The sequence below is a fragment of the uncultured Dysgonomonas sp. genome (assembly GCF_900079725.1).
In the GTDB taxonomy this organism is placed as follows: Bacteria; Bacteroidota; Bacteroidia; order Bacteroidales; family Dysgonomonadaceae; genus Dysgonomonas.
In genome coordinates, this window is record NZ_LT599032.1 from 3622390 (window position 1) to 3648328 (window position 25939).

Annotated in this window: 24 protein-coding genes; 9 read left to right on the forward strand and 15 right to left on the reverse strand. The window is 39.2% G+C overall.

All coding sequences use genetic code 11. The annotated features are described in order from the left end of the window. Nucleotides 1–59: 59 nt before the first annotated feature. The 4 genes from QZL88_RS15205 to QZL88_RS15220 form a co-directional block, all read right to left on the reverse strand. On the reverse strand, nt 60–1082 hold the full coding sequence (locus QZL88_RS15205) for a peptidoglycan DD-metalloendopeptidase family protein (RefSeq protein ID WP_296942457.1): 1023 nt from the start codon (nt 1080–1082) through the stop codon (nt 60–62). 8 nt (nt 1083–1090) lie between these two features. Beyond that, on the reverse strand, nt 1091–1552 hold the full coding sequence (gene ndk, locus QZL88_RS15210) for a nucleoside-diphosphate kinase (protein ID WP_296942459.1): 462 nt from the start codon (nt 1550–1552) through the stop codon (nt 1091–1093). Between the two features lie 409 nt (nt 1553–1961). Then, nucleotides 1962–3269 (reverse strand): solute carrier family 23 protein, encoded by a 1308-nt coding sequence (locus QZL88_RS15215; protein ID WP_296942461.1) that lies wholly within the window; start codon nt 3267–3269, stop codon nt 1962–1964. A gap of 437 nt (nt 3270–3706) precedes the next feature. Beyond that, a complete protein-coding gene (locus tag QZL88_RS15220; protein WP_296942463.1) occupies nt 3707–4018 on the reverse strand; it encodes a hypothetical protein in 312 nt (103 codons plus the stop codon). A gap of 442 nt (nt 4019–4460) precedes the next feature. On the opposite strand from QZL88_RS15220, the gene QZL88_RS15225 reads away from it, so the two are divergent. From QZL88_RS15225 to mazG, 7 genes are all read left to right on the forward strand, one after another. Beyond that, nucleotides 4461–5003, forward strand: a complete 543-nt coding sequence (locus QZL88_RS15225) for a hypothetical protein (RefSeq protein WP_296942465.1) — start codon at nt 4461–4463, stop codon at nt 5001–5003. Continuing rightward, on the forward strand, nt 4942–5850 hold the full coding sequence (locus QZL88_RS15230) for an Mfa1 family fimbria major subunit (protein WP_296942467.1): 909 nt from the start codon (nt 4942–4944) through the stop codon (nt 5848–5850). Before QZL88_RS15225 ends, QZL88_RS15230 begins: the two co-directional genes overlap by 62 nt. Nucleotides 5851–5934: 84 nt before the next feature. Beyond that, nucleotides 5935–6867: a FimB/Mfa2 family fimbrial subunit gene (locus tag QZL88_RS15235; RefSeq protein WP_296942469.1), complete on the forward strand. Its 933-nt coding sequence runs from the start codon at nt 5935–5937 to the stop codon at nt 6865–6867. Nucleotides 6868–6886: 19 nt separating this feature from the next. Then, a complete protein-coding gene (locus QZL88_RS15240; RefSeq protein WP_296942471.1) occupies nt 6887–8674 on the forward strand; it encodes a fimbrial protein in 1788 nt (595 codons plus the stop codon). Between the two features lie 7 nt (nt 8675–8681). After that, nucleotides 8682–9665: a hypothetical protein gene (locus tag QZL88_RS15245; protein ID WP_296942473.1), complete on the forward strand. Its 984-nt coding sequence runs from the start codon at nt 8682–8684 to the stop codon at nt 9663–9665. 295 nt (nt 9666–9960) lie between these two features. Next, nucleotides 9961–11988 carry a cytochrome c biogenesis protein CcdA gene (locus tag QZL88_RS15250; protein WP_296942475.1) on the forward strand — a complete coding sequence of 676 codons (2028 nt, stop codon included), beginning with the start codon at nt 9961–9963 and terminating at the stop codon, nt 11986–11988. Nucleotides 11989–12044: 56 nt separating this feature from the next. Further along, nucleotides 12045–12827 carry a nucleoside triphosphate pyrophosphohydrolase gene (gene mazG, locus QZL88_RS15255; protein WP_296942477.1) on the forward strand — a complete coding sequence of 261 codons (783 nt, stop codon included), beginning with the start codon at nt 12045–12047 and terminating at the stop codon, nt 12825–12827. Nucleotides 12828–12883: 56 nt separating this feature from the next. Here the strand turns inward: mazG and QZL88_RS15260 are convergent, their stop codons facing one another. The 9 genes from QZL88_RS15260 to QZL88_RS15300 form a co-directional block, all read right to left on the reverse strand. Further along, nucleotides 12884–13465 (reverse strand): hypothetical protein, encoded by a 582-nt coding sequence (locus tag QZL88_RS15260; RefSeq protein WP_296942479.1) that lies wholly within the window; start codon nt 13463–13465, stop codon nt 12884–12886. Nucleotides 13466–13600: 135 nt separating this feature from the next. After that, complete coding sequence (locus QZL88_RS15265) at nt 13601–15076, reverse strand: hypothetical protein (protein WP_296942481.1); 1476 nt, start codon at nt 15074–15076, stop codon at nt 13601–13603. Between the two features lie 382 nt (nt 15077–15458). Beyond that, nucleotides 15459–16295, reverse strand: a complete 837-nt coding sequence (locus QZL88_RS15270; RefSeq protein ID WP_296942483.1) for a hypothetical protein — start codon at nt 16293–16295, stop codon at nt 15459–15461. A gap of 13 nt (nt 16296–16308) precedes the next feature. Continuing rightward, the gene (locus tag QZL88_RS15275; RefSeq protein WP_296942485.1) at nt 16309–16791 is read right to left on the reverse strand and encodes a hypothetical protein; all 483 of its coding nucleotides are present in this window, start codon (nt 16789–16791) and stop codon (nt 16309–16311) included. A gap of 11 nt (nt 16792–16802) precedes the next feature. After that, nucleotides 16803–17228, reverse strand: coding sequence for a hypothetical protein (locus QZL88_RS15280; protein WP_296942487.1), 426 nt, complete (start codon nt 17226–17228; stop codon nt 16803–16805). Nucleotides 17229–17232: 4 nt separating this feature from the next. Further along, on the reverse strand, nt 17233–17733 hold the full coding sequence (locus QZL88_RS15285; protein ID WP_296942489.1) for a sigma-70 family RNA polymerase sigma factor: 501 nt from the start codon (nt 17731–17733) through the stop codon (nt 17233–17235). A gap of 296 nt (nt 17734–18029) precedes the next feature. Beyond that, the gene (locus tag QZL88_RS15290) at nt 18030–18596 is read right to left on the reverse strand and encodes an RNA polymerase sigma factor (protein ID WP_296942491.1); all 567 of its coding nucleotides are present in this window, start codon (nt 18594–18596) and stop codon (nt 18030–18032) included. A gap of 6 nt (nt 18597–18602) precedes the next feature. After that, the gene (locus QZL88_RS15295) at nt 18603–18986 is read right to left on the reverse strand and encodes a hypothetical protein (RefSeq protein ID WP_296942493.1); all 384 of its coding nucleotides are present in this window, start codon (nt 18984–18986) and stop codon (nt 18603–18605) included. A 21-nt stretch (nt 18987–19007) separates the two neighbouring features. After that, entirely contained in the window at nt 19008–19229 is a 222-nt protein-coding gene (locus QZL88_RS15300; protein ID WP_296942495.1) for a 4Fe-4S binding protein, read from the reverse strand. A 417-nt stretch (nt 19230–19646) separates the two neighbouring features. Between QZL88_RS15300 and QZL88_RS15305 the strand changes: the two genes are divergently transcribed. Beyond that, complete coding sequence (locus QZL88_RS15305) at nt 19647–23153, forward strand: bifunctional proline dehydrogenase/L-glutamate gamma-semialdehyde dehydrogenase (protein WP_296942498.1); 3507 nt, start codon at nt 19647–19649, stop codon at nt 23151–23153. Between the two features lie 122 nt (nt 23154–23275). Next, nucleotides 23276–24181, forward strand: a complete 906-nt coding sequence (locus QZL88_RS15310; protein ID WP_296942500.1) for a nucleotidyltransferase — start codon at nt 23276–23278, stop codon at nt 24179–24181. 85 nt (nt 24182–24266) lie between these two features. Here the strand turns inward: QZL88_RS15310 and QZL88_RS15315 are convergent, their stop codons facing one another. Further along, nucleotides 24267–24704 (reverse strand): PepSY-like domain-containing protein, encoded by a 438-nt coding sequence (locus QZL88_RS15315; RefSeq protein WP_296942502.1) that lies wholly within the window; start codon nt 24702–24704, stop codon nt 24267–24269. A 108-nt stretch (nt 24705–24812) separates the two neighbouring features. Continuing rightward, the gene (locus tag QZL88_RS15320; protein WP_296942504.1) at nt 24813–25733 is read right to left on the reverse strand and encodes a hypothetical protein; all 921 of its coding nucleotides are present in this window, start codon (nt 25731–25733) and stop codon (nt 24813–24815) included. Between the last annotated feature and the right edge of the window lie 206 nt (nt 25734–25939).

Genomic DNA, 25939 nt, shown 5'->3' on the forward strand with positions numbered 1-25939 from the left:
AGGCTGCAAGAATTAGTTCTTACAGCCTTATATTTATACATAAATTAACTTAATTATAATCAGGATACCCTCAGTGATTTTCCCAGACGCAATGTCGTTTTTGCAGTAATACTATTCAATGAACAGATTTTACTTACTGTTGTCCCATACTTACGGGCTATTGCTCCTAATGTATCACCAGATTTTATACGGTGGTAATTAACATTACCTGAAGCGTATTTATTTTTTACATTTGCTTTCGAACGGGTACTGCTAGATGCTAATGTGTTTACATTTACTCCTTTCGAACTTCTGCTATAGCTATCAGCTGTCACCAGATAAGTATCCTTATGGCATACTTTATTTTCGAAATCGACTATTTTTATAGGATTAATCGGATTCCCCAGGAAACGGATTTCGAAATGGAGATGCGACCCTGTAGAGCGACCGGTATTTCCACCTAACGCAATAGGATCACCTGATTTGACAACATCGTCTTCTTCTACCAAAAATTTAGATAAATGCCCATATACAGTTTCTAATCCATTTGGGTGACGAAGAGCCAGATAGTAGCCATATCCGCGACGCTCGTACTGCTTCACACGTACTTTTCCATCAAATGCCGCATAAATAGTATCGCCGGTCTGCACCTTCAAATCTATACCATAGTGCATTCTGCGACGACGAGGACCGAAGTTGGATGTTATATGCCCCATAGTAGGCATTGTAAAATTGGCCAGGTTTACAGTAAATGTATCGGGTATATTTTCTATCGAGCGGTAAGCATTTACGTAACGGTTGTTCCAGATGCCACTATAAAGGTCTTCGGCCGGTATTTCATCTGCAGCAAGCACGCGCTCTTCCTGAACTTCTTTCAATATAGAAAGATCTCTTTTAATCTTTATACCATCAGCATAAAGATTATTCGCGTTCATCCGGCTGTGACGTTGTTTATACTTTAATTCGGCTCTGTCTGCATTAGATTCTGAGGTGTTACCAGTGTGTTGGGCGAAACTACTCATAGGTAGTAAAAACATAGCTGCTAAAGGTAGTAGTCTCAGTTTTTTTAAGCCCTCGGTCAAACTGTTTTTCTTTTCTTGCATAATATAATTTAAATCTCGTCACATGCATACAAGTGTGCGTGTGTAGATAGTTTATAATCAAAAATCTCGTTATCTGCGAAAAATCTTTTTAATTCTATTCTTGCCGACTCTGCAGAATCGGAAGCATGTACAATATTTTCCTGGGCACTCACCGAAAAGTCGCCTCTGACTGTACCTGCTGCTGCCTCACGTCCGTTGGTCACACCAATTAGGGACCGGACTACTTTAGCCGCATCTATTCCTTCCCAACATTGAACTACAACGGGGCATATTTGCATAGAATCTTTTACTCGTTGAAAGAACGGACGTTCTTTCAGATGTGCATAATGTTCGTTCAAAATAGTGTCGGTCAACTGCATCATCTTCATCCCGGCCAATCGTAAACCTTTCTTTTCGAAGCGGGAGATAACCTCTCCCATCAACGCTCGTTGAACGCATGAAGGTTTAAGAATTACAAGGGTTTTCTCCATAATTTATGTTTCGAAATGAATACGATTTAGTTTATATAACCGTCAAATATAAAACTATTTTCAAAAGCTCGCAACCTCATGCCATGCAAAAAAGGACTATTTAACAGCATTTTCCACATGTTTTACAGCATACTTTTGGGTAAACCTCTTAAAAATAGGAAGATAACAAACGAACCGATAATCCCGACTGTTAACTTATTATAACATGGTGAAAATACGGCATTTATTGTTTTTTTATACTTCGACAGGAAGGTAAGACAAGGTGTAAAATTGTGCAGGGGATAACAAGGTGATCGTTATATAAAGTACTGTGTGCAGGATTAACCGGGTTTTCGGAAATAAAGAAGTAAATGAGTTATGGATTATATGATTTATAATTATAATCCATAACTCAAAATTAGTCATATGCTTAATCTTTAAACATTTCGTCGAAATCTACAACTTGCTTACCCGGCAATACTTGATTCAAAACGACACCGATGATAGACGCCAGAGCCATCCCCTCCAGCGAAAACATTTTTCCGATATGAATAGCTGCACCACCAATACCTATAACCAGAATAACTGACGATATGATAAGGTTGCGCTTACGGCTGAAATCCACTTTATTCTCCACTAGCATACGCAATCCACTGGAAGCGATAATACCAAACAATAAGATAGATACTCCTCCCATTACCGGAGTTGGAATTGTGGTAAGCAAGGCTGCTATTTTACCGCAAAAACCAAATAGAATCGCAAATATAGCAGCACCGACAAAAAGATAGATACTGAATGCACGTGTAATAGCTAATACACCGATATTCTCACCATATGTTGTTACCGGAGGTCCACCAATAGAGGCTGCTATCATCGTAGCAACACCATCTCCGAGCATAGACTTATCAAGACCGGGATCTTTTATCAGGTCTTTGTTTACAACTTTACTAAGTACTAACTGATGGCCAATGTGCTCGGCAATAGGAACAATGGCTACAGGAACCATCATTAGGAATATTCTCCATGTAAATGACGGTGTATAATGAACGAAAGGTACTTCGAATGGAGGTAGTTGAATCCATTTGGCATCTATTACAGCCTGCAAATCGACAATACCCAGAATTATAGAGAATATATATCCCCCTACGATACCTACAAGTACAGGTATTACGCTTAGGAAACCACGGGTAAATATTGCAGTAAGAATGGTTATAGTAAGAGTTACCAATCCAACCATAACATAAGTAAGATCATAATCTCCGGCCGGATTATTAGTAGACATATTCACCGCTGTTGCCGAAAGCCCCAGCCCAATAACCATAATAACAGGCCCAACAACTACAGGCGGTAATAATTTCATGAGCCATTTTGTTCCCGCCCTTGTAATAATCAAAGCAACAACGGAGTAAGTAACTCCGACAAGGAAACTGCCTACAAGAAAACTACCCATGCCTACTCCCGATGCAGGGTCAAGTTCCAAAGCTTTTACTGCGATAATAGGGTTGATAAAGGCAAATGAAGATCCTAGATAAGAAGGTACCTTCCCCTTCGTTATCGCAATAAATACAAGTGTGCCTATACCGCTGGAAATCAATGCTACTGCAGGGCTCATTCCTGTCAGAGCGGGAACTAAAACCGTAGCGCCAAACATAGCAAACAAATGCTGAATACTCAATAGCAGCCATTGTGCCGGCCTGGGCTTCTCTTTAATTCCTAATACTACTTTTTTCTCTTCCATTCTTAAAATTGTTTTTCACATTACCAATTAAGCATAAAAAAAGCCGAAAACTAAATATCGGCTCTGTATTTAAAGATCTATTCTTCTAGATTTTTTTCTCTTTATCATAATGTATGCACCCACTCCAAGTATCAATATCAGATAATCTCCCCGTAGATATTGCAGCGGTCCGCTACGTGCCTCCGTCTTTTTCTCTTTTGAGGAGTATCTCACCCCATTGAGGAGCCTCATGCTCTCTGTGCTTGTTTGCGCACCAAGACTTGCTTGCATTCCCATTATTACAAACAGAAATATTATTAATAATAACCGTTTCATTTTGTGTAGTCTCTTCTTCTAGTTAGTCTGTGTTATGTAAATCAGGCGCAAATGTAATAATTATTTACAAAATTCCGATATATGCCACTAAATATTATCACTACATAAAATTCCGGGTTCAATCACTGTTCAATATCCGGTACTATTGAAAGTAATTCCTTTCCATCGGAACTGTATGTCTTTTGTACAGGAACACCAATATTCACATTTTCATACAAAGACTTATTTACCTCATAGTTGCAATCATCAATTATCAGGTAATACTTTTCTTCGGGTTCCATCTCCTGTGCCCATGTATTGAGAAATGTTTCTCCTAGTATTGGGTCGATTACGGCTGCATTATTCTGTTTATAATCCGGTAATACCTCTTTACTTTGTAATGTTTCCACTATTACAAGAACTTTAGATCCGGCTGTTTTGTTTATTGATTTCATGGCTCCAGTTTTTAATAATTACAAACAGGGTTCTTGACAACAAGGTTTTAAATATCATAAAGTTACAACTTATTTTTTTAAGATATATGCCTTTAGGCTTAATGTAAACAGGGTGCGATAGTTAAAGCCGTAATAAAATATCGTAATTAAAAACTTTTCAGAAACTCTAGCGTTATAGTAAAAAAGAGAACAACTGCATAAAACGAAAAGTAGTAGATTATAAATGAATTAGAGTGTAAAAACTTAAAAACTCCGGTTTTAAAATAAAATCATAGAACGTAATAAAGAACCATTTTTTTATTGCAAATATATCTCACGGATCCAGATGATATATTCAGCAATGAAGGTGATAGTCTTGTGCGCAAATGTAAGTATTCTCAAATTATATTTTGAATAAATGACAAATAATAAATATTTGGTAATTAATTAATTAAATCGTGTTATGAATCTTAAAAAGTATTTTTTGGCATCTTTCATAGCGCTTGGCTTTATAGCCTGTAGCAGTGATGATATTGATGATGCAAATGGAGGCGAGCCCCAAGGCACACCCACCTATGTAAATTTAGCCGTTTCCCTCCCTAATGGGACAACAAAAGCTCTTCCCGGAGACTACAATCCCGATGGTGATTATGAAGGAATGGACGGCGTAATAACGCTTGATGTTTATATGATAGGTGCTGATAAGACAGTAGAAGCAAAAAGGTTTTCCGGTTCCGATCTATCCTCTACCGGTACTGTAGTTTCTCCTAGCCAACCGTTCAGAACTACATCAGGAAGCAAAGTCCTATATGTTGTGATCAATAGCCCTGAGCCGTTAAGAACAACTGCCCCTCTTGATAATGACCTGGTAGCTATACAAGGTCTGGCCAAGATCGTAAGAGAAGATAATGTTGACTATGATGTTATTATGATGACCGGCAAGAGTGCTTCTACATTTATTTATTGCACCGGATATCACAGCGCAGGCTGTATCAAATGGTGCTAATAGGATCAAGGTACAGGCAACGCGTATTGCTTCACGGGTAATAGTAACTTCAACTGCTGCTGCCGATATGGTAGATGAAAACAATGTGAAAATAGGAACTGTATCTAATGTGACTTATTCTGTAGCACAAGGTACTAATCAAGTCTATTTTACAAGTCAACCTGATTATCTGACATGGGGTACTTCTTATGTTCCTGCTCTGGGTGATTACGCCACAGAAGCAACTAAGTATTATGACTATTCGGATTTGTCAACACCGACAGCCGTTCCTGCAAAACCGACAGCTGCCGATGGCTATAAATCACTCGCTGGTAAATTCTTGTTTGAAAATACACACACAGAAGGAGATGTAAAAACATCCCAGTATAAAAAAGGGAATACAGCTTATGTACTCGTAAAAGCTAAATTTACACCGGAAGCATCTGCTATTGCTGACGGAGGAACTCTTACCAATGGCACATTCTATGTAGGAGGAACCGATGGGAAAATATATTCCAGCAAAGAAGCAGCACAAGCAGCTGTACAAAACCAGAAAGTTGCCTTGTATGAAGGTGGTAAAATGCTTCAGTACGCATGGCTCAACCCTGATGATTTATCAAAACCTATGAACTCTCCTGTTGTGAGAAATAATGTTTATCATATAAATATTACTGCATTCAAGAAAATAGGTTATAACTGGAACCCGCTGGATCCTAAACCAGACAATCCGGATCCTAAGCCAGGTAATCCAGACGAACCGGAACCACCGATTGATCCGATAGATCCGCTTTCTCCTGAAGAAACCCACATGTCTGTAGACATATCTGTTCTGAACTGGACCGTACACTCTTATGATATAGAGTTATAATAAATAATATTCCCAATATCCTTTGGGGACTAACATGCCCCAAAGGATATAATTACAAACTTGTACTGCTAATTAAAATAAAAAATGAATTTAAGTAGTAAACCAATTCTATTGATAAGCGTGATTATCCTATCACTTTTGTCGGGATGTATCAAAGATGATTACAAAGATTGTGTGCAAGGAATAAATGTAACCTTTTATTCTAAAACATCATGTGATATTGATGCCAGCTATCCCGAACAAATAAAGAATATCACGATGGGTGTATTTGATAAGAATGGTATATTGGTTTCTTCCAGGCAGGCAAATGATACGAAATTACAAAAAGACTTTCGTCAAACCATAGAAACTGAAAGTGGTCTTTATACAGTTATAGCATGGTCAGGGCTCGACGCAGACCATTATGATATCTCAACTCTTAAAATAGGATCAACAACAAAGAATGATCTCCTTTTTCGCTTAAAACGAGCTGCACAACAGGCTTCCAGTATTGATGGTACAAGTGTCTATTATGGAGAAAGCCCTGCAGTATATGTGCCGCAAGCAGATAATTCAGAGACAATCTTTGAAAATACTGCTATTAATATGCAGGAAATTACCAATCGTATAACAATTTCGGTCGAAGGTCTCTTAAGAGCTGATGAATATGAAATTGAGATAGAATCGGATAATGGTTCTATGAATGTAAACGGAAGTATTGCTCCCGACGAAGTGATAGAACATTCCGCAGAACATGTAGTAAGAGCTGGGGTTATGGAAGCCCGCTTTACTCTCCTTAAACTTGAAACAGGACATAATAACAATATAGTAATAAAAAGCAAGATAAACGGGACTGAGTTATACAGAGGTAGTCTGCTAGGCACTCTGTTGTTAAAGAACCCGGATGTAAATTTGTCTTGCGACCACGATTTTACTATCAGATTCACGACTAAAGACCAATGTAGCTGCGGAACATATACCATCATGGAAATATGGGTAAACAACTGGCTGGTACATAGCTATGATACTGATATGTAATTATAAGAATTAAGATAAAATGAGACTGGTTAGTAACATAATAAAAAAGATAGGATATTTTGCTATTCTTTCTTCTGCCTTATTTCTTGTTACAAGTTGTAGCAATGATGATCAGGGAAAGGGCTCGGATAATAAAGACGAAGCCATCATTTCGCTGTCGTTAAAAGCTGCATCCTCTAGCATAAATGAAGATAAACTTAAATGGGAAGATCGAGTCGACGAACTTCGGATGATTGTATTTAATACATCTGATGGAAAGGTTGTTTTCAACCAAAAATTATATTTCCCGAATGGCTTTGCCAATAGCAGTAAAAGTGTTGTCATACGTCCCGGGAATTATGATTTTTACTTTATAGCAAATGAGTCTGTTTACTCTACCGATTTTGTATCGGCACTCATGGCTATTGGAGATAAATCACAATTTTCTACAGATGCCAGATTCCGCAATTTACAATACAATCCGGATTTCATTCCGAGCGAAACGGGCAGTAACGGACGCTTTGTCATGTCTGCCATATATAATAATATTTCGGTTACAAGTGGTGGTACGGAGGAAAATCCGGTTCCATTGGCAGTTCCTACAGGAAAGGTTGAGTTGATAAGGCCTCTGGCTAAAGTCGACGTCATCTTCAGAAAAAAAGTTGCCGGAAGTACTATCCCTGCTAATACAATTACTTCTGTTCAGTTGTCAAACGTAGCGGCAAACCTGTCTGTTCCTCCTGTAGATAATTACTACAGCGGACAAACAACGGCATCAAAGCTGGCTGATATTTCCGGTCTCAATTATGATAATGATAGTATCGGGGCTGTTACATTTTTTATACCAGAATTCCTTATTCAGGAAAACGGTACTGATTTTACAGAATTGCATATCAATAATAAAGTTTTTCCGATAGAAACTGACAATAGTAAAACCGGAGTTGCCTTACAAAGACGTAATATCCCATCCATATCTTCAAATAGTGTAATACGCAATTATCACTATATAGTCAATGCTTACATCAACGCTCAGGGCGGCATCCAGATTAAAGCATATATTGAGCCATGGAATAAGGATGAATACCGGTATGTTTTTCAAGGGGATAAGACAATTGTTGTCCCTCCTGTAACCCCTACCGATTCGAGTGTTATTATCATTCCTGTTTTGTGCGAAGGTTCGAGTAAGATTGAAATACTGAACAGAGAGGAAATTTTGCCTCAAGGATTACAGGGTGCATACGGCGATGTGGTTAATTATTGGGATCCCGTTATACAAGGGCCATCAATAACAAAAGGAAAACCTCCTTATTATTGCGAAAAGAAATACGGCCCAGGCTGGCGACTGATTAATTCATGTGAACTTATGTCTTTCCTCGCCTTATTCGATCAGACATACCGGATATGGCAATCAAATACATGGGAAGGTGTAAATAACAATCTGCCATTTTACCCCTTACCTTTCAGGCAGGAAGCACAAGCTCTATTGCAAAACTTAACGGGTATAGATCTGTCCGGTATAGTACTTTCTGATAATGGTAAAGACAATCTGGGCGATGTAAAACTAGACGTTATAGACCGCTTTTTCACACCAGGCGATCTCTTGCTGAGGGAGTCTGACTATCCCGGTGGATGGCCTTACTCAAGCTCACCAAACAATAGTGGTTTAAAATGGTATTACAGTGAAGTAGTAGTTCAAGTTAAAGCATATTGGTATCCGGGCTATCTGGATCTCAGCATTCCTGGAAATAAAGAAAAAGTTCTTTATCAGGAGTTTCAGAGATATGATTTTAGTAGTACAGTGTCTCGTTGTGTAAGGGTTGTAGAATAAAATAGATATGCATAAAATATATTATTACATATTATCGGTAATGTTGCTGCTTTTATATTCAAGTTGCAGCGAAGATACGGACGGCTATTCGGAAAATAAGCCCAAAAGCGTATCAATAAAACTTGTACAGCAAACAGGGTTTAGCACCAAAGTTGTGGATGAGGATAATCTGTTAAGTGAACAAACTGTGAAAAATCTCAGTGTATTTTTCACAGAACCATCATCAAATGTGATTGCATATAAGTATGTATATTCAGGGTTCTCCTCTGTCGATGATTACAAATTGATAACTTTGCCATTAGACCCGGCTGCGGTACTTACAAAAGATATCTATATTGTTGCCAATTATGATAATGTAAGTGCCCTCAATTCTGTGTCAACACTCGATGACCTGAAAGCTCTCACAACTCCGGCTGTAAACAAGACAAACAATCTGGTTCCCGAAAATGGATTTTGCATGTATGGTTCTACCCTCGATTTCAATTTTAATGATGGGACTAACAGTCCGGCAATAGTCAATTTAATAAGGTCTTGTGCAAAAATAAGAATAAACGTTACTTTCCCGGAAAACCCGACATTAAGTACAAATAATAGTTTTCTGATACAGAATGCTGCTAAATACACATATGTTATTGGCAGGACCGAAAATAATCTCGCAGCCGCAGATTATTTCACATATGCCGCCCCTATTGCTCTTGTAGATAACGGAGCTCATGTATATACGCAGACAACTTATGTTTACGAAGCCGATAATGTTCCTAAATTATATATTTATACCTACATGAATGGAACATCTACTATGCAGGAATTTTCTACTAACCTGCCAAGGCCTATTCGTAACCATTTATTTGATATATCTATCGAGGTTTATTCGGGTGATGTGCCTTCCGGGACCAAGAGTGCAAACGAAAACAAAATCGGACAGTCTGCTTATACATATAAAAGTACAATAAATGTATATGACGAGAAAGGCCGGAAAGTCGAATATTAAATAATGATTTGAAGAAATAACGTAAGCTAATAATAAATTGTAATATTTCGAGAATCGCTCTAAAGACATACTTGTTTTGAGCGATTCTCTTGTCATTTATCCGTACCGGATTTACAGGCTGTCGTCCTTGCCATGAAGGCATTATTATAGGGAAAATATATTCTTACAAGAACAATTTAAAGTATATTACCCAAATAATCTAAAAAAGAGATTGTCATTCTGTTATTGTGCACTCTTTTTTTTAACTTTGTCATTCTTATAAATAATATAATAACCATCGATATAGATGTTGTTTATGAAAAAAACATTATTATTTCTGATTTTATCAGTTATATCCACAATTGGAATATATGCCCAGGATCCGGCAACATGGACAGTAAAGCTAGTAGATAAAGGAAACGGTGAAGTGGAATTAACCGCAAACTTTAAGATAGATCCTACGTGGCACCTTTATGATATCCATATCCCTGAAGGAGGTCCTATGCCAACCAGTCTGGCTATAGACAACCTGAAAGGAGCGACTAAAGTAGGTGAGTTTAAAGCTGTCAACTCAAAATTGAAAAAGAGTTACGACGAAATATTCCAGATGGAAATCGGCTATTACGAAAATCAGGCCACATTCGTTCAACGCCTGAAAGTAACCGACAAAGCTGCATTCGTACTAGAAGGTGATTTGCGTTCACAGGTATGTAGCGAAGTAGACGGACAATGTATTCCTATAAAGATAGACCTGAGCTTCAAATCCAAAGATTTGCCGGCGACACTGGTTCCCGCCAGCGGAACATCTGCGGATACTACAGACGAAGCCTCGTCCGTAGACACGGCTTCATCAGATACATTGAGCCAAACTTCAACTACGCCGGCCAGCAGCAGCGACCTTTGGAAACCTGTAATAGAAGAAGTGAAAGCTTATGGAGCAGCCGGAGACACTTCCGACCAGTCCTTGTTCTGGATATTTCTCGGAGGTTTTGGTGGTGGGCTTGTGGCCTTACTTACTCCTTGTGTGTGGCCGATGATACCTATGACTGTAAGTTTTTTTCTGAAACGGAATAAAAAGAATAAAGGTAAAGCTATTAAGGATGCTATGACTTATGGCTTAGGCATCATCATTATATATGTTGCATTAGGACTACTTATCACAGCTATATTCGGAGCAAGTGCTTTGAATGATCTGGCAACCAGCGCTATCTTCAATCTCATATTCTTTGCCTTATTAGTTGTTTTCGCCATATCATTTTTCGGAGCATTCGAGTTGGTTTTACCTTCTTCCTGGACAAATAAGATGGATCAGAAAGCCGATTCTACCACAGGTATTATCAGTATCTTTTTTATGGCATTCACACTGGCTTTAGTTTCATTCTCTTGTACAGGGCCTATCATCGGGACATTGCTTGTACAGGCTGCCGGTTCGGGTTCTATTGTCGCCCCTGCCATAGGAATGTCCGGCTTTGCATTGGCTCTGGCTATACCATTCTCATTATTTGCCATATTTCCGTCATGGCTCGAAAGCATGCCTAAATCGGGAGGCTGGCTCAACTCCGTAAAGGTGGTACTAGGTTTTCTGGAGTTGGCTTTAGCCTTGAAATTCTTCTCTGTAGCCGATTTGGCTTACGGATGGGGAATTCTCGACCGCGAAGTATTCCTTGTATTGTGGATTGCTATTTTTGCATTACTAGGCGTTTATCTGTTGGGCAAGCTTAAATTACCGCACGATAGCGACCTGAAGCATGTATCTGTGCCCCGCCTCTTTTTAGCTATCATCTCATTTGCATTTGCTATCTATATGATACCGGGCTTGTGGGGTGCACCATTAAAATCAATAAGTGCTTTCTCTCCCCCGTTATTCACTCAGGATTTCAACCTGTATAAGGGAGAGGTGCATGCCAAGTTTGACGACTATGAAGCGGGTATGGATTATGCGCGCAAAAACAACAAACCGGTGATGATAGACTTTTCCGGTTACGGGTGTGTAAACTGTCGTAAGATGGAGGCCTCGGTATGGACAGATGCCCGTGTGAAAGATCTTCTCGAAAAAGATTATGTGCTGATAACACTCATGGTAGACGACAAAAAGAAACTGCCGGAGGTAATAGAAGTGGAAGAGAACGGAAAAACGACCAAGCTAAAAACCATTGGAGATAAATGGAGTTACCTGCAACGGCATAAATTCGGTACTAATTCTCAACCGTACTATGTATTGCTTGATCATGCGGGTAAGCCTATCGGCCCTTCATACGCATATAATGAAGATGTGCCTGAATACATTAAGTTCCTGAATACAGGATTGGATAACTTCAAGAAAATAAAAGAGGAAACAAAATAAAGAAGAAAAGGCAGGTTTGAAAGAATCTGCTTTTTCGCTAAATAATATAAGCGACGATGCATACAAAAGAACAAAAGCTGGAAGCATTTGGCAGGCTTCTCGACATCATGGACGAACTGCGGGTAAAATGTCCATGGGATGCCAAGCAGACAAATGAAAGTCTACGTACAAACACAATCGAGGAAGTATACGAACTTTGTGAGGCTATCATCAAAAATAATGATAACGAGATTAAAAAAGAATTGGGAGATGTGCTTCTGCACGTTGTATTCTATGCCAAAATAGGAGAAGAGAAAGAGGTGTACGACGTTGCCGATGTATGCAATGCCCTATGCGATAAACTCATATTCCGCCATCCCCATGTATTTGGAGATGATGCTGCCAAAACAGCTGGTGACGTAGAGAAATCGTGGGAGCAACTCAAACTGAAAGAAAAAGGCGGGAACAAAACTATCCTCGAAGGAGTACCAGCCTCCCTGCCATCAATCGCTAAAGCTCACCGCATACAGGACAAAGCTCGTAATGCCGGATTTGACTGGAAAAAGAAGGAAGACGTTTGGGAAAAGGTTTCGGAAGAGCTTACCGAACTGAAAGACGAAATATCGAGTATGGACGCTGATAAGACCGAAGCAGAGTTTGGAGACATGTTTTTCAGCCTGATTAATGCCGCGCGCCTGTATAAAGTCAATCCTGATAACGCATTGGAGCGTACCAACCAAAAGTTTATCCGTAGGTTTAATTATATAGAACAGGAAGCAAAAAAGCAGGGGAAAATCCTGAAAGATATGACCCTGTCAGAGATGGATGTACTATGGGAAGAGGCTAAGAAAGCTGAATAAATAAAATGAGACTGTAGATATTACAGTCTCGTTTCCACCAAAACAATCTTTATTACCTACTTTCTGTTACTGCCATTCTGTTGGGTAGCCCGTTCGGGACTTCTCTGGCTATTATTATCCTGTGTTTTATTATTCCTGTTATTATTGCTTTTGCTCTCAGTACTGTTACTGCCTGTATTGCCTGACCTGCTATCTGAACGATTGGTATTTACCCAGCTATTAGTATTATTCTTGCTGTTGTTATACTTAGTATTGTTGCTGTAACGGATAGGCTCTTGCGTTTTATCTCCTTTGTACTGCGAGTAATTCTTCTTATGGGCTTTGTTCTGCAACCATGGCTGCTTATCATTTACTACAACCTTATACATGCTATACAGATCATATTTGCGGTATTTATCCGGCAGGTATTGGGCTGAGATCCATTTACTTCCCGTCAGGTAATAGAACAGTGCGTTCGTAATATCATAGTAAACATTGATGTCGGGCATATAGTAATATCCGGCATAATCATATCCTGTAGGCCCCCAAGCCGGCTGCTTATCTACATTGACATTTACATTAATATTTACCTGAGCAGATAAAGGGTTGAATACCCCTACTGCAAATAGTATACTTATTGCGATTATCAGCTTTTTCATTATGTTCATGTTTTAGTTGTTTACAATCTAAAAGTATGAACTGATTATACATGTTACAATGATAATCGACAAAGAGGATTATCTAATCGACAGAATGTTAAAATATATCGGCCAAAGATATTTCACATTATTTCTTCAAAAGCAAACTGCCACGCCCAGATTCACTGCGCTATTCCCATAATTCGCCCTTACCTTATTGCCGATGGAATACGGTGTATAATGATATTCGAGATAAAGTCCTACTTTTTTATACCGTATATTCACACCGCCAAAAACATCCAATGTTTCAAAGCTATGCCATTTGCTTTCTCCATCATCGTAATACTCTTTCTCCAGATCGGTCTGAACAGAAATGACTCCGGCTCCGGCATAAGTCGTCCAATAAACATTTTTGGCTGCTTCCTGTTGATAACGGAAGCGGGCATTAACATTTACAACTATATCGGCTTTTGTAGCATAGGGGTCTTTATGGTAATAAAAATCGAAGAACTCCCGGCTTACAGGAAAAGCTACCTGAAAACCGATATCTACTGCCATTATTTTCTTTATGGGATAACCCACATAAGCACCAATGGATGGAGCTGCTTTATACGCATTCCTCAAACTGCCTATTGGAAACCAGCTTCCGGCACGGATCTCGACAAGGTTTACAAGATACTCTTTCTCTTCAGGCTCTTGCCTATGGTTTTCCTCAAACTGAGGTATATCGAACTGGTTGTATGCCGACTCGGGTAATACAGGAATACTCATCACTTCCTGCAAAAGGGGGGCCAACTCATAATCATTCCTGTTGTATCCGTAGTTACTCAACACACAACTTATATATCTCCCTCTCACCTCCTGAACTATATAATAGACAATCAGCGGGTCTGTTCTCCGTCCAAATCCTGACTTTTGTTTATATACCACACGGTGGGCAAGCGAAGGAAGGCCTTCAAAGACAACCTCTATGTCATCCTCGGCCAGTATACTTATATTCTCATTTATATTGGCATCTATACGTGTATTGATATCCAGATTTGCACTTTCGAATGATGAAAACTCCGACCAGCTCATTTGTCCGCCTTTACAATTTACATTATGCGGGCTCATCCAGTTACATGCCGAACCGAGGTTTATTTCCCGGCCGGCGAACGAAATCGAATTAGCCGCCCTTTCATCTGAAATATAATATGTAAGTCCGTTCTCAAGAAATACCCTGATAACTTCCTCTTCTAATACGATATCACGTTGATTAAGTGTATTAAAGGAGACTACATCGACCTCTTTATCTGATTTTTCGAATATATAACATACCTGACTTAGCTTTACCTTTGGCCGGTCTTTTATCTTCGATTCAGATTCTATTATCTTATTTGCTCTCAGTGTCCCTGGTTCGGAATACTCGGCCAAAATCGTTTCCAGATTGTACTTCTTCGTAATAGCATTTAGTGTCTTATCATTATCTATCTGCCCTTTAATAGTTGAAATGGAGATCTCATATCCGCTCAATTCCAACATTACTTCACCTTTCTCATTCCTCAATCCTTGCATACCGGTAAGGTCATACGCCTGAGAGAATAGTGATACAGAGAACAGAATAAAAAAGCTGAATGACAGGATGTATTTCATGTTTATACTTGCTAGTTATGCGCCAAATATAGGTCTTTTTATTAAAACTCAGTTATTCATCTTTTATTATTTCAGACAATGCAGAGATGTATCCGGCAACTACTGATAATTTATGTACAACTTTCTCCCAATTTAGTATTTAGAATCAGCAGTAATTATTTAGCGTTCTATTTTTGTAATGCGCCTGCCAGCTTGTATTTGGCTTCGCCGATTTACCCTTTGCTCCGATTCATTTTGTGTTGATGCAAAACCAAACAAAAAATCAAGGCTATATTCCTCAGAGTTCCCAAAACGCAAAAGAGACATAAGTAATCATTGATTGCATGTAAATGAAAAAATGAACGTTAAATTAAAACAATAATCACTTTACAAATTTAATTACTTAAATACCAATCATAACACCTATGGTATATGTCTTCAGATCAGGCCCTTTATCTTTACTAAACATAGAGAATGGAGCATAATAAGCATAAACTCCTACATCGTTTATCCCCATCTGAAGTCTGAATCTCATATCTATAGGGCGGATATTTAAGTCCTGTCCCATACTTACCTTATGCGTACCTTCTTCATCTTTAAATTTCACCTGAGATTTGGAGTAATATTTTAAGAAGCCTACGACGCCCCCCGATATATGAAAATTGGAAGTCTGGTATTCCAGTAAGAGAGGAATAGTGACATAATAAGCAATTAATTGAGTCGCTTTATAATTAACTCCTTCCGGCGCAGGCTCAAAAACCGTGATTCCATTTCTCTTTGTGAGCGCAGAATTATCATCGAAATGATAACGTGACCATTCGCTCCCGATACCGCTAACCAATAGCCAATTGGAGTTTTTTATCTGTTTATGGAAATCGACTAAATTTACAGTAAAGTTATGCGATGTACTCATTTTCAGCCTGCCGTTGGGGATATCGTCATAATTCATAAAACCCATCCCTATACCGGTCCAGTGCGGACTGAGTCGTTTCTTCTTTTTCCACGAAAAGATGAAATTGTAAGACGACCCGTCATACATCACCGAACTTTCGGGTTCGATGACTGTGGGAATTATCTTTTCCGTTTCGGTACGGGTTGTGGTCACCAGTCCGGTAATGGTATCAGTAACAGTTTCGGTTACCACCGTTCTGATGATTGTATCTTGCGGTTGTTTTATATCATCGGCAAAGACCGATATTGCTGATAGGGAAAATACAAGTATAATTATAAGTTGTTTCATAATATATTAGGGTTTATTGTAATTTGATACGTTTATTGTTGACATAAATAAAGAGGTCTTTCAGCTTTTTAAGTTCGGCATCCAGATGTCCTGACGGGAAATTCCCTTTCAGATAAACAAGAGTGATCTTCCGTCCTTTATTCTTATACAGGATAAATTCATTATTATTTGTTTTATCTTTTCCCAGATAATAAGAACCCGATTCTATTACGCCGTCTTTCTTCACTTCCGAGATTGTTAACTTTCCGCGGGTATCGGTTTTCAGTGCTTCTGCTATATCTATTCTGTTCTGGGTATTTTCGTCCAGAATAAGACTTTTGTAGGACGTGATGTTGCTTCCTTGTGAAAGGACATCGGACGACAATTGGAGGAATACAGAACCTTCGCGTTTGCCATATTTGTCGAATATGTCTTTAATTTTCAGACCGTCCTGAGCCGAAGCCGTGATTGTGACTGTCAGCAGAAGGAGGGCTAATATAAATGTTTTATGTTTCATAATCTGTCGTTTTATTCTGTGAAAGAATCCAGTATTCCTATCTGCGAATTGATGACATCGGCATCTACCTCCGATACATTCTCTATCGATATCAGCGCTTCGGAATTGATTGTTTGTATATTCGTTATTTTCTTTCCGTCGATATACAACATGGATTTAGCGGTTTCGTTTTCCATATCCGTATGGACGGATTTTATGGTAAGAAGTATCAGTATACTCGCCGCTATGCTCACCCATGCATATACAGGCATTTTCTTTTTCTTCTTTTCAATAACGGCTTCCTTCCGTTCCTGTGAAAAGAAATTGAACATGGACGCATACATTTTGTGCCGCTCTTCAATCTCCGGCTGCCGGAAATACTGCCGCAGTATCTTTTCTTCTTCGAGAGATGTTTCTCCGTCAAAGTATTTTTCTAATATTTGATCAATATCATTCATATTGTTATATTGCTTTATTGATACTTATAAATTTATCCCGAACCGTCTTTCTCGCTCTGGAGAGATTTACTCTCACCGTGGCGGCCTCGGCTCCCATAATTTCCGCTATTTCGTCCAACTCATAACCTTCCACATCACGCATCAGCATTATTCTCCGCTGGGTTTCGGGTAACGTGTCTATAATTTTTCGAATGACAGTCACACTATCGTTTTGTTCGGTATATGTATATGGAGTAACGGCATTAGTACTTAGAGCCACATTGTCGATAGTGACATCGTAGCGTTCACTTCTTAATCTGTCGATACATATATTTTTCAATGTTTGCATTGCGAAGCCTCCAATATTGGGATGCGTACTGAGCTGACTACGCACATTCCATAGCCTCAAGAATGTTTCCTGAACGGCATCTTCCGCGTCAATATCATTCCTCAGTATACCTTTTGCGCAAATCTGCAGTTTTTCGCGTAGGGGTATTACTGTCGATTTAAATTTCTCTAATTCCATTTTAAGGTCGCAGACCTATTGTTATTTATATATGTATATAATAGCAACAGTAAGGCATAGTTAAATATTATCACATTAAATCCATCCTGTTACTAATATGATAACGGGAGGGACTGAAAATTGTAACATCGGATATAATCTTTTTTTATAAAAGTAGTAAAGTCTTATGTAGATTGCAGTATCGATGTGTTTATTTTTTATAGATACCTGTTGTGGGCAAGAGATGTATATATAGATAAAAGGAATGAGATGGAGGTAGTTGTAGCTAAAAGGATGGAAAAAACGAAAGTTGATTATTAACTGTAGAGTAACTCGTCATACAGGTCTTTTAATCGCTCGCGCAGATGCAATACTGCATAGCGTTTGCGGGAGATAAGTGTGTTGACCGTTATTCCCGTTGCTTCGGATATTTCCTTGAAAGAGCAACCTTCCAGTTCGGTGAGTTCAAAAACTTCACGTTGTTCTACAGGTAGTTCGGCTAGTGCTGCTTCCAGTTCTACCCAAACCAGAGAGCGTAAATATTCCGTCTCAGGAGATGAATCTTCATCGAGTAATAATCCTGTAACTTCGGCAAGGAAAAGTTCCTCACCATTGTCGGAGACAACGGTTTTCATCTCCTCTTCCCTGTGTTTACGGCTACGGTCTATTATCTGGTTATTGGCAACCGAATAGAGCCATGCCGAAACCTGTTCGATAGGCTTTTCTATCAGGTCGATCTTCGAAAGCTGGTAGAAGACATTCTGCAAGATGTCTTCCCCGTCTTCTTTAGAAAATACCCGTTTGGATATATAATTTCGGAGTTGTGTCCGGTATTTTTTGAAAATACCCGAAGCATCCTGCTCTTGTGGCAAGTCTGTTGTCATATTTGCTTATTCAGGCTTATTGCCGGATTGGAAATTTTCTCTGTTTTCTTTAAATTGTTCTCCGAAGGAATGTGCAGTTCTCATATGTTCGCGGATATAGTCGCGACGTTCGTCCCGCGACATGCCTTTCATACGTTCTCTCATGTCGTGAAAGTGGCGATGATCGTGATGGCCCCGTCCTCTGAAAAAATGACCTTTCCCAAATCGTCCGAATCCTCCGAGCAAGAGACGGCACAATATCATCAAGCCTGCGGCCTGCCAGTAATTTATTGTGGTCCAACCTATGATAGATGGTATCAGAATATTCCAAAGTAACATGACTATGGCTATGGACGCGGCGAACACCGCTATAAATATCAATATACCTAAAAACTTCTTTTTCTTATTCATCTTATTATTTATTATCTGTTATTATGCTGTTATTAATTCTATTGCATCCGAAGGGCATACAAACTCACACTTCCTGCATCCGGCACATCTTTCGGGATATTCCACTGTTGCATAACTGTGTCCGTCTTTGTATGTCATGCCGATAACTTTACGGCGGCATTTTTCCACACAATTTTCGCAGCCCGTGCATTTTCGTTCGAATATTTGTAAAGATATGACTTCACGGTTTCTTCTGTTAAACATTTCGTACTTGTTTTTATTTTCATACTCATTTTTATAAGTAAGATGCATCTCTATAAATTATGACGAATGGGGAGAAAAAATATTTTAAATTATTTATTTTTTATCTGTTAAGTATGGGTTGATTAATGTTCCGTATGGGGTAAGGTATTTTATATTAGATTGTTATCGGTTGTTTGTTGTTGGGTGTTTGACTGACAAAAAGTAAATAGATCGCTCTAAATAATATAAAAGATGCAGATACCATAACATACTTTCGTAAAATAACCGGTATTGGCAACAATATGAATTTATTATTTGTTAATTCTTGTGCGCAAGTATAACGATTCTTGTTATTTTTTTGTCTCAAATCATCTTTATTTTCACACTTTTATTTTAACTTAGAACAAAAAAATAATACAGTTAATACTTAATGCGCTAATGGAAAAAATCACATCAACAGAAGTCCTCGAATGGGCAAAACAATTTCTCGACAAAGCAGAAAAAGAGTTAACTCCGCAGGAAGTAAAAGAGCAGAAGAAATATGCTTCACTTATACAGACTCCCGCTAATAAAACATTGTTATCCAAAATGTTGGATGAGTCTTCTCAGGTAAGGGATAATAAGAAGTTGGCGAAGCGTATGAAGCTCTTAATCGAAGAGTACGGCGTGCCTGATTTTTTTAGTCCGTTCGACCGTTTTCAGCTAAGGCTGTTTACAAGCATCGGCTATCTGTTCGATGGTATTTCTATTCCCCTGTTTAAAGAAAGACTGCGTAAAGAAACAGATAAAATAATCATTTCGGAAGAACGTCCCGCCCTTACCGGTCACCTGTCCGGCAGATGGAAAAGTAAGATAGGGCAGAATGTGAATTTGCTGGGTGAAGTTGTGCTTGGAGATGGAGAAGCCAATCATCGCTACCTGCATTATCTGGAGGCGCTGAAAGAGCCGGATATCAATTATATTTCTATTAAGTTATCTGGTATTTATGCGCAGATACATCCGTTAAGCTACGAACAGAATAAAAAAGAACTGTGTAAACTGGTAGCCACAATATATCAGCAGGCAATAGATTATCCGTATACAGATCAGGACGGTGTTACCAAACCGAAGTTCGTAAATCTGGATATGGAAGAATATAAAGATACTGAGCTTACCCTCGATGTATTCGAAGAAGTATTGAGCATGCCGCAGTTCAAAAATTACAATGCGGGCATCGTGGTACAGGCTTATCTTCCTGATGCAGGCCTGTTTCAGGAACGTTTGTTGAAATTTGCAAAGAAACGTTATGCAGAAGGAGGCGCGCCTCTGAAAATGCGTCTGGTAAAAGGAGCGAATCTGCAAATGGAAAGTATTATTTCATCGTTGAAAGGATGGACAAACCCTGTATTACCTACCAAAGTAGATGTAGATGCGAATTATATGCACATACTCGATGTTGCTTTACAGCCCGAAAATGCCGAAGCAATGCACATAGGTGTAGCTTCCCACAACTTTTTCAGTATTGCCTATGCTTATTTGTTGAGCGAAAAATATGGAACATCCGAATACGTAACCTTCGAAATGTTGGAAGGTATGGCGAACAACCTACCGCGTGTGATGCGTAATTTCGGGAAACAGATCATACTATATACACCGGTTGTGAAAAAGGAACATTTCCTCAATGCTGTGTCTTATTTGGTGCGCCGGTTGGATGAAAATACAGGAAAGGATAATTTCCTTAGCTATTCGTTCAATCTGAAACTGGATAGCCCGCAATGGAACTTTCTTGCCAACCAGTTTGTAGAGGCGTATAAAGAGAAAGACAATGTGCAGCCAAAATCGTTCCGTTCGCAAAACCGGAAAGAAAAACCTGTTCCGGTAAAAGATATCAATGTATTCCATAATGAGCCTGATACCGATCTTGACTTGCATGAGAATCGTGAATGGGCTTTGGAATCGCTTCGCAAATGGGGAACGCTGGTGAATGACAAGAACTTCATTGTGCCTGTGCAGATAGGAGATAGGGAAGAAATAACCGGGCATAAGAAAAAATATTACGATCGCAGCCGAAATGATGAGGTCTGCTTCTGTGAAGCCAATCTTTCCTCATTGGAACAGATAAAGGAAATAATCGCCATTGCCGGAGAAGACAAACCGGAGTGGAGAAAGACCTCTGTAAATAGACGGAACGAAATACTTCATCAGGTAGCCGACAACCTGAGTGCCAGACGTGGCGACCTTATAGGCTGTATGTCTGCTATTACTGGCAAGACCTTTATGGAAGGAGATGTGGAGGTGTCGGAAGCTATCGATTTCTGTCGCTTCTATCCCATCACAATGACGCATTTCGATGAACTGAAAACAGTAGAGAATACACCAAAAGGCATAATCCTTGTTATCCCGCCTTGGAATTTCCCTCTGGCTATCCCTGTCGGGGGAGTAGCTGCTGCATTGGCAGGGGGGAATGCCGTGATACTGAAGCCCGCTACTGTCGCTTTACCTATTGCCTGGGAATTTGCTAAATGTTTCTGGGATGCAGGTGTGCCGAAAGAGACATTGCAGGTAGTATGCAGCGCCGACCGTTCGTCGTTGAACTATCTGACGGCGCACCCATCTATCAAGCACGTAATACTTACAGGTGGGACGGATACTGCATTCCGCTTATTGGAAAACAGTCCGAAGACACCGCTTTCAGCTGAAACAGGGGGGAAGAATGCTATCATACTTACAGGCAACGGCGATCAGGATCATGCGATATTAAATATAGTGTCTTCAGCATTTAGCAATGCAGGACAAAAATGTTCGGCATGTTCGCTCTTATTGCTTGATAAGAAGACATACAATGATGAAAATTTCAAATCGAAGTTGAGGGATGCGGTGACCAGTATGCGTACTGGTAGTGTTTGGGACACAATGAATATGGTGGGGCCGATGATAACCAACGACAACGATAAACTCTTGCATGCAATAGAAAACCTTGAAGAAGGAGAATCGTGGCTTGTGGCACCGGAATTTCTCGATGAGAAGAAGTATATACTCAAACCGACTGTAAAATGGGGTGTGAAGCCAACCAGTTTTACCTTTAAGAATGAATTGTTCGCTCCACTACTGTCTGTTGTTTGTATAGACGATTTGGAGCAGGGTATCGAATTTGCCAATTCGTCTGAATATGGGCTTACGGCAGGATTACAAAGTCTGGATGAAGAAGAGCAATTGCTGTGGAGGAACAGTATCGAGGCCGGAAACCTATATATAAACAGAGGAATTACGGGTGCAATCGTAAACCGTCAGCCATTTGGAGGAATGAAACGTTCTGCTTTTGGCGGTGGGATCAAAGCCGGAGGACCTAATTATGTGTCCTGCTTTGTAGAGTTTACAGAGAATGAAGTTCCTGCAACCTCTGTCAGATCACAGTTGAGCGATCTGGTAGATACCGATAAAGATAAAAACCGCTTGAATTATGCAGCGGAAAGCTACAAAAATGCCTGGGGGACAGAATTTTCTTTAGAAAGGGATGTAAATCATATCTATGGCGAAGAAAATATATTCCGTTACCTGCCGCTTAAGAGTATAGGTCTGCGTGTTCAGGAAAATGATAACCTCTGTGATATTTTGCTGATTCTTTTGGCTGCAACAACCACTAAGACTCCGATTACATTAAGTATATCAGGTTCTGACAGCAAATTGCAGGCTATTGAAAAAGCAGCTCTGACTTTATTAGGAATCGTTATCAAAATGCAGGACGAAGACAGGTTTGTGGAAGAGATGGATACCTATGAACGTATCCGCATCTGTTCTCCGGCGGCGTCTGATGCCATATATCTGAAAGCTGCGAAACTTGGAAAACATATCGCAAATAACAAGCCGCTAGTGGAAGGACGTCTCGAAATGCTCCATTATCTGAAGGAACAAAGCATTGCTTACGAGTATCACCGATACGGAAGTATATTTGGAGATGATAAATAATATGGCAGCTTTGATAAATTTTAGCTATATTTGTGGTTACCTCTTTTTTTTGAGGACAATTCCGGATTAATGTAATCCGGAAGGAATACAAATCCAAATATAACATTCAAACAAAGGAAAAGATGAAACCTACATTGTTTATTTTGGCGGCCGGAATTGGTAGCCGCTACGGAGGCCTCAAACAGCTTGACGGACTAGGCCCTCATGGGGAGACCATCATGGATTACTCTGTGTATGATGCTATACAGGCAGGTTTTGGCAAAATAGTATTTGTTATCAGACACTCTTTTGAGAAAGAATTCAGAGAAAAAGTGATATCGAAATATGAGGACAAAATATCTGTAGAGGTCGTTTTTCAGGAATTAGACTATATTCCTACAGGGTTTGTACCGAATCCCGAAAGAGAAAAACCATGGGGAACAAACCATGCCTTGCTGATGGGAAAAGATGTTATTAAGGAGCCTTTTGGTATTATTAATGCCGATGATTTTTATGGTCGTTCCAGTTTTCAGATTTTAGCAGGTATGCTCAAGACTATGGGGGATAAGACCCGTAGCTATTGCATGATAGGCTATCTGTTAGGTAATACCCTCTCCGAAAGCGGAACAGTGGCGCGTGGTATATGTCAGCTCGATGATGAAAATTATCTGACCAAGGTTGTGGAACGGACTCAGATAGAAAGAATTGATGGCGTTCCTTGCTACAAAGATGAGGATGGTACATGGAAAAAACTCACAGATACAACTCCTGTATCGATGAATATGTGGGGTTTCACACCCGACTATTTCGACTTGTCCGAAAAAAGTTTCGAGAACTTCCTCAAAGAAAACCAGAACAACCTCAAGGCGGAATTTCTTATCCCTACCGTAGTCAATGATTTGGTAGAGAAGAAAGAAGTAAAAGTGAAACTGATAAATACACCATCGGTTTGGTTTGGCATTACATATGCAACCGATCGTCCAGAAGTGGCCTTGCGCATACAGGAATTGGTAGATGACAGGATTTATCCGGAGAAGCTTTTTGGATAATCTTATACTTTATATATAAAAAAGGGAAAGTCTTGTTTACCGATGCTTTCCCTTTTTGCGTATATAGTAGGTCTGGAAGATTTCTTTAGTGAGATACCTTAATTAAATTACCTGTCTGATTGAAATTCAATTCGGCTGCATCGGCCAATTTTACTCTATATCCATACGATTTATGTTTCACCTTCACAATAGCTTTCTGTGGGTGGTTTTTAGCTATATAGGCAATTGCAGGCTTAGGTAATATATCAATAATGCTCTTGGGTAGGGGAGTATAGTCACTTTCTATTTCTTCCCAGTCGCCTTTTCCGTTAAACTGAACCTTAATTCCATTTTTATATTTTACTTTACATTCTCCGTCTTTTGTATCATACTTTAGTTTATCTATTTCATATTTACTGAAATGCCTGTCCAGAAATGCCTGTATCTTTTCAGGCATATTATTCCCGTACTGCAAAGAATGAAAAGCACTAACCGTCGTTGTACAGCTCAATAATAATATGGACAGAACTAAGTATATTCTCATAATAATCTTTGTTTATTTTAAGTAAAGCAGAGTACCCTTTATAGATGGTACCCTGCTATCATTGCGGTTTTGTAAAGGCTATAAAAGTTTGGGTCGAACTATAATAACTTAATATTTCTCATTATTTTCGTACCATCGGAGAACTATGACTCCCAGGCCTGATGTAGAGTTGATATGAAAACCTCCTCCACTCAGCTTGCCTTGTACTTTAGTTCTCGAATTAGTTCCTTTAAAATTAGAACTATTAAGTATATATGCATTTATATTTGTAGACGACTGCAAGTCCAGAGAAGCTTTAGTCCCTTTGGGTAATACCAGTTGAATATTCCCTTTGGATAATTTTGTATTCATGGATTCCGAAGCACTCGTATTAATCATTCCTATATATCCGGATTCAGATTCCATTGTAAAATTCCTGCCCGACGAATCAGTATATTTGATTGTGCCGGATATGGAATTGGCTATATGCTTGTTTCCGCTTATGTTTTTTACTATGATACTACCTTTGACTATACTTAGAGCTGTGGATACGCTTTCAGGTGTGAAAATCTTGATAGAGACCCTTAGCTTACGGTAGTCTGTACCTTGTATTACGTCACTCTTTTCAGAAACATTGGCTACTATTTCAGTATCGTTGGCATATGACTCTATATTGTAATATTTTTCCAGTAGTGCTTTTGCTTGTTCATCAGATAAGTCTATGCTTTCGTTGTCAGCCTTTGCATAGATATATATGGCTGTCTGTTCTTTATAACCGCCGAATACAGCTATATGCCCATTTTGAGTGGTGGAAGCAGATACCTTTTTTATCGGGTGAGTGCTTAGCGCATATGTCCTCATATATCTGATTGAATCCCCCAAATAAGCCGCATCTGTAGGAATGCTTAAAACATCGTTCTTTGATGGACCCTCGATTACATCTACAATATTATTGTCTATTATATCATCTTCATCAGAACTGCAAGCTGGTGTAATCAGAAGAAGTAGCCCTGTGATTAAGCTAGCTGCAAGATTGAAGTACTGTTTCATAATGTTGTCTTTTATTAATAATGGTTTGTGTATAGCTTATATTATAATTACAGACGCAAAGCTAAATGAAGAACCTGTAGAAAATCTGTAGAGGGGGGTAGAACAGACTTAAACTTTCTGTCAGATGTGATCTTTTGTCTGTTTGAGTATTCATATCAATGCAAAAAAAGCCCTGTGATTTTATATATCACAGGGCTTTAATCATT

Coding starts and splice junctions, on each gene's coding strand:
- QZL88_RS15285 (WP_296942489.1), bottom strand. CDS start 17,733: ATGGAATTAGAGAAATTTAAATCGACAGTAATACCCCTACGCGAAAAA.
- ndk (WP_296942459.1), bottom strand. CDS start 1,552: ATGGAGAAAACCCTTGTAATTCTTAAACCTTCATGCGTTCAACGAGCG.
- QZL88_RS15305 (WP_296942498.1), top strand. CDS start 19,647: ATGGAAAAAATCACATCAACAGAAGTCCTCGAATGGGCAAAACAATTT.
- mazG (WP_296942477.1), top strand. CDS start 12,045: ATGCATACAAAAGAACAAAAGCTGGAAGCATTTGGCAGGCTTCTCGAC.
- QZL88_RS15220 (WP_296942463.1), bottom strand. CDS start 4,018: ATGAAATCAATAAACAAAACAGCCGGATCTAAAGTTCTTGTAATAGTG.
- QZL88_RS15315 (WP_296942502.1), bottom strand. CDS start 24,704: ATGAGAATATACTTAGTTCTGTCCATATTATTATTGAGCTGTACAACG.
- QZL88_RS15225 (WP_296942465.1), top strand. CDS start 4,461: ATGAATCTTAAAAAGTATTTTTTGGCATCTTTCATAGCGCTTGGCTTT.
- QZL88_RS15250 (WP_296942475.1), top strand. CDS start 9,961: ATGAAAAAAACATTATTATTTCTGATTTTATCAGTTATATCCACAATT.
- QZL88_RS15310 (WP_296942500.1), top strand. CDS start 23,276: ATGAAACCTACATTGTTTATTTTGGCGGCCGGAATTGGTAGCCGCTAC.
- QZL88_RS15295 (WP_296942493.1), bottom strand. CDS start 18,986: ATGAATAAGAAAAAGAAGTTTTTAGGTATATTGATATTTATAGCGGTG.
- QZL88_RS15270 (WP_296942483.1), bottom strand. CDS start 16,295: ATGAAACAACTTATAATTATACTTGTATTTTCCCTATCAGCAATATCG.
- QZL88_RS15320 (WP_296942504.1), bottom strand. CDS start 25,733: ATGAAACAGTACTTCAATCTTGCAGCTAGCTTAATCACAGGGCTACTT.
- QZL88_RS15265 (WP_296942481.1), bottom strand. CDS start 15,076: ATGAAATACATCCTGTCATTCAGCTTTTTTATTCTGTTCTCTGTATCA.
- QZL88_RS15275 (WP_296942485.1), bottom strand. CDS start 16,791: ATGAAACATAAAACATTTATATTAGCCCTCCTTCTGCTGACAGTCACA.
- QZL88_RS15215 (WP_296942461.1), bottom strand. CDS start 3,269: ATGGAAGAGAAAAAAGTAGTATTAGGAATTAAAGAGAAGCCCAGGCCG.
- QZL88_RS15300 (WP_296942495.1), bottom strand. CDS start 19,229: ATGTTTAACAGAAGAAACCGTGAAGTCATATCTTTACAAATATTCGAA.
- QZL88_RS15290 (WP_296942491.1), bottom strand. CDS start 18,596: ATGACAACAGACTTGCCACAAGAGCAGGATGCTTCGGGTATTTTCAAA.
- QZL88_RS15280 (WP_296942487.1), bottom strand. CDS start 17,228: ATGAATGATATTGATCAAATATTAGAAAAATACTTTGACGGAGAAACA.
- QZL88_RS15260 (WP_296942479.1), bottom strand. CDS start 13,465: ATGAAAAAGCTGATAATCGCAATAAGTATACTATTTGCAGTAGGGGTA.
- QZL88_RS15235 (WP_296942469.1), top strand. CDS start 5,935: ATGAATTTAAGTAGTAAACCAATTCTATTGATAAGCGTGATTATCCTA.
- QZL88_RS15245 (WP_296942473.1), top strand. CDS start 8,682: ATGCATAAAATATATTATTACATATTATCGGTAATGTTGCTGCTTTTA.
- QZL88_RS15205 (WP_296942457.1), bottom strand. CDS start 1,082: ATGCAAGAAAAGAAAAACAGTTTGACCGAGGGCTTAAAAAAACTGAGA.
- QZL88_RS15240 (WP_296942471.1), top strand. CDS start 6,887: ATGAGACTGGTTAGTAACATAATAAAAAAGATAGGATATTTTGCTATT.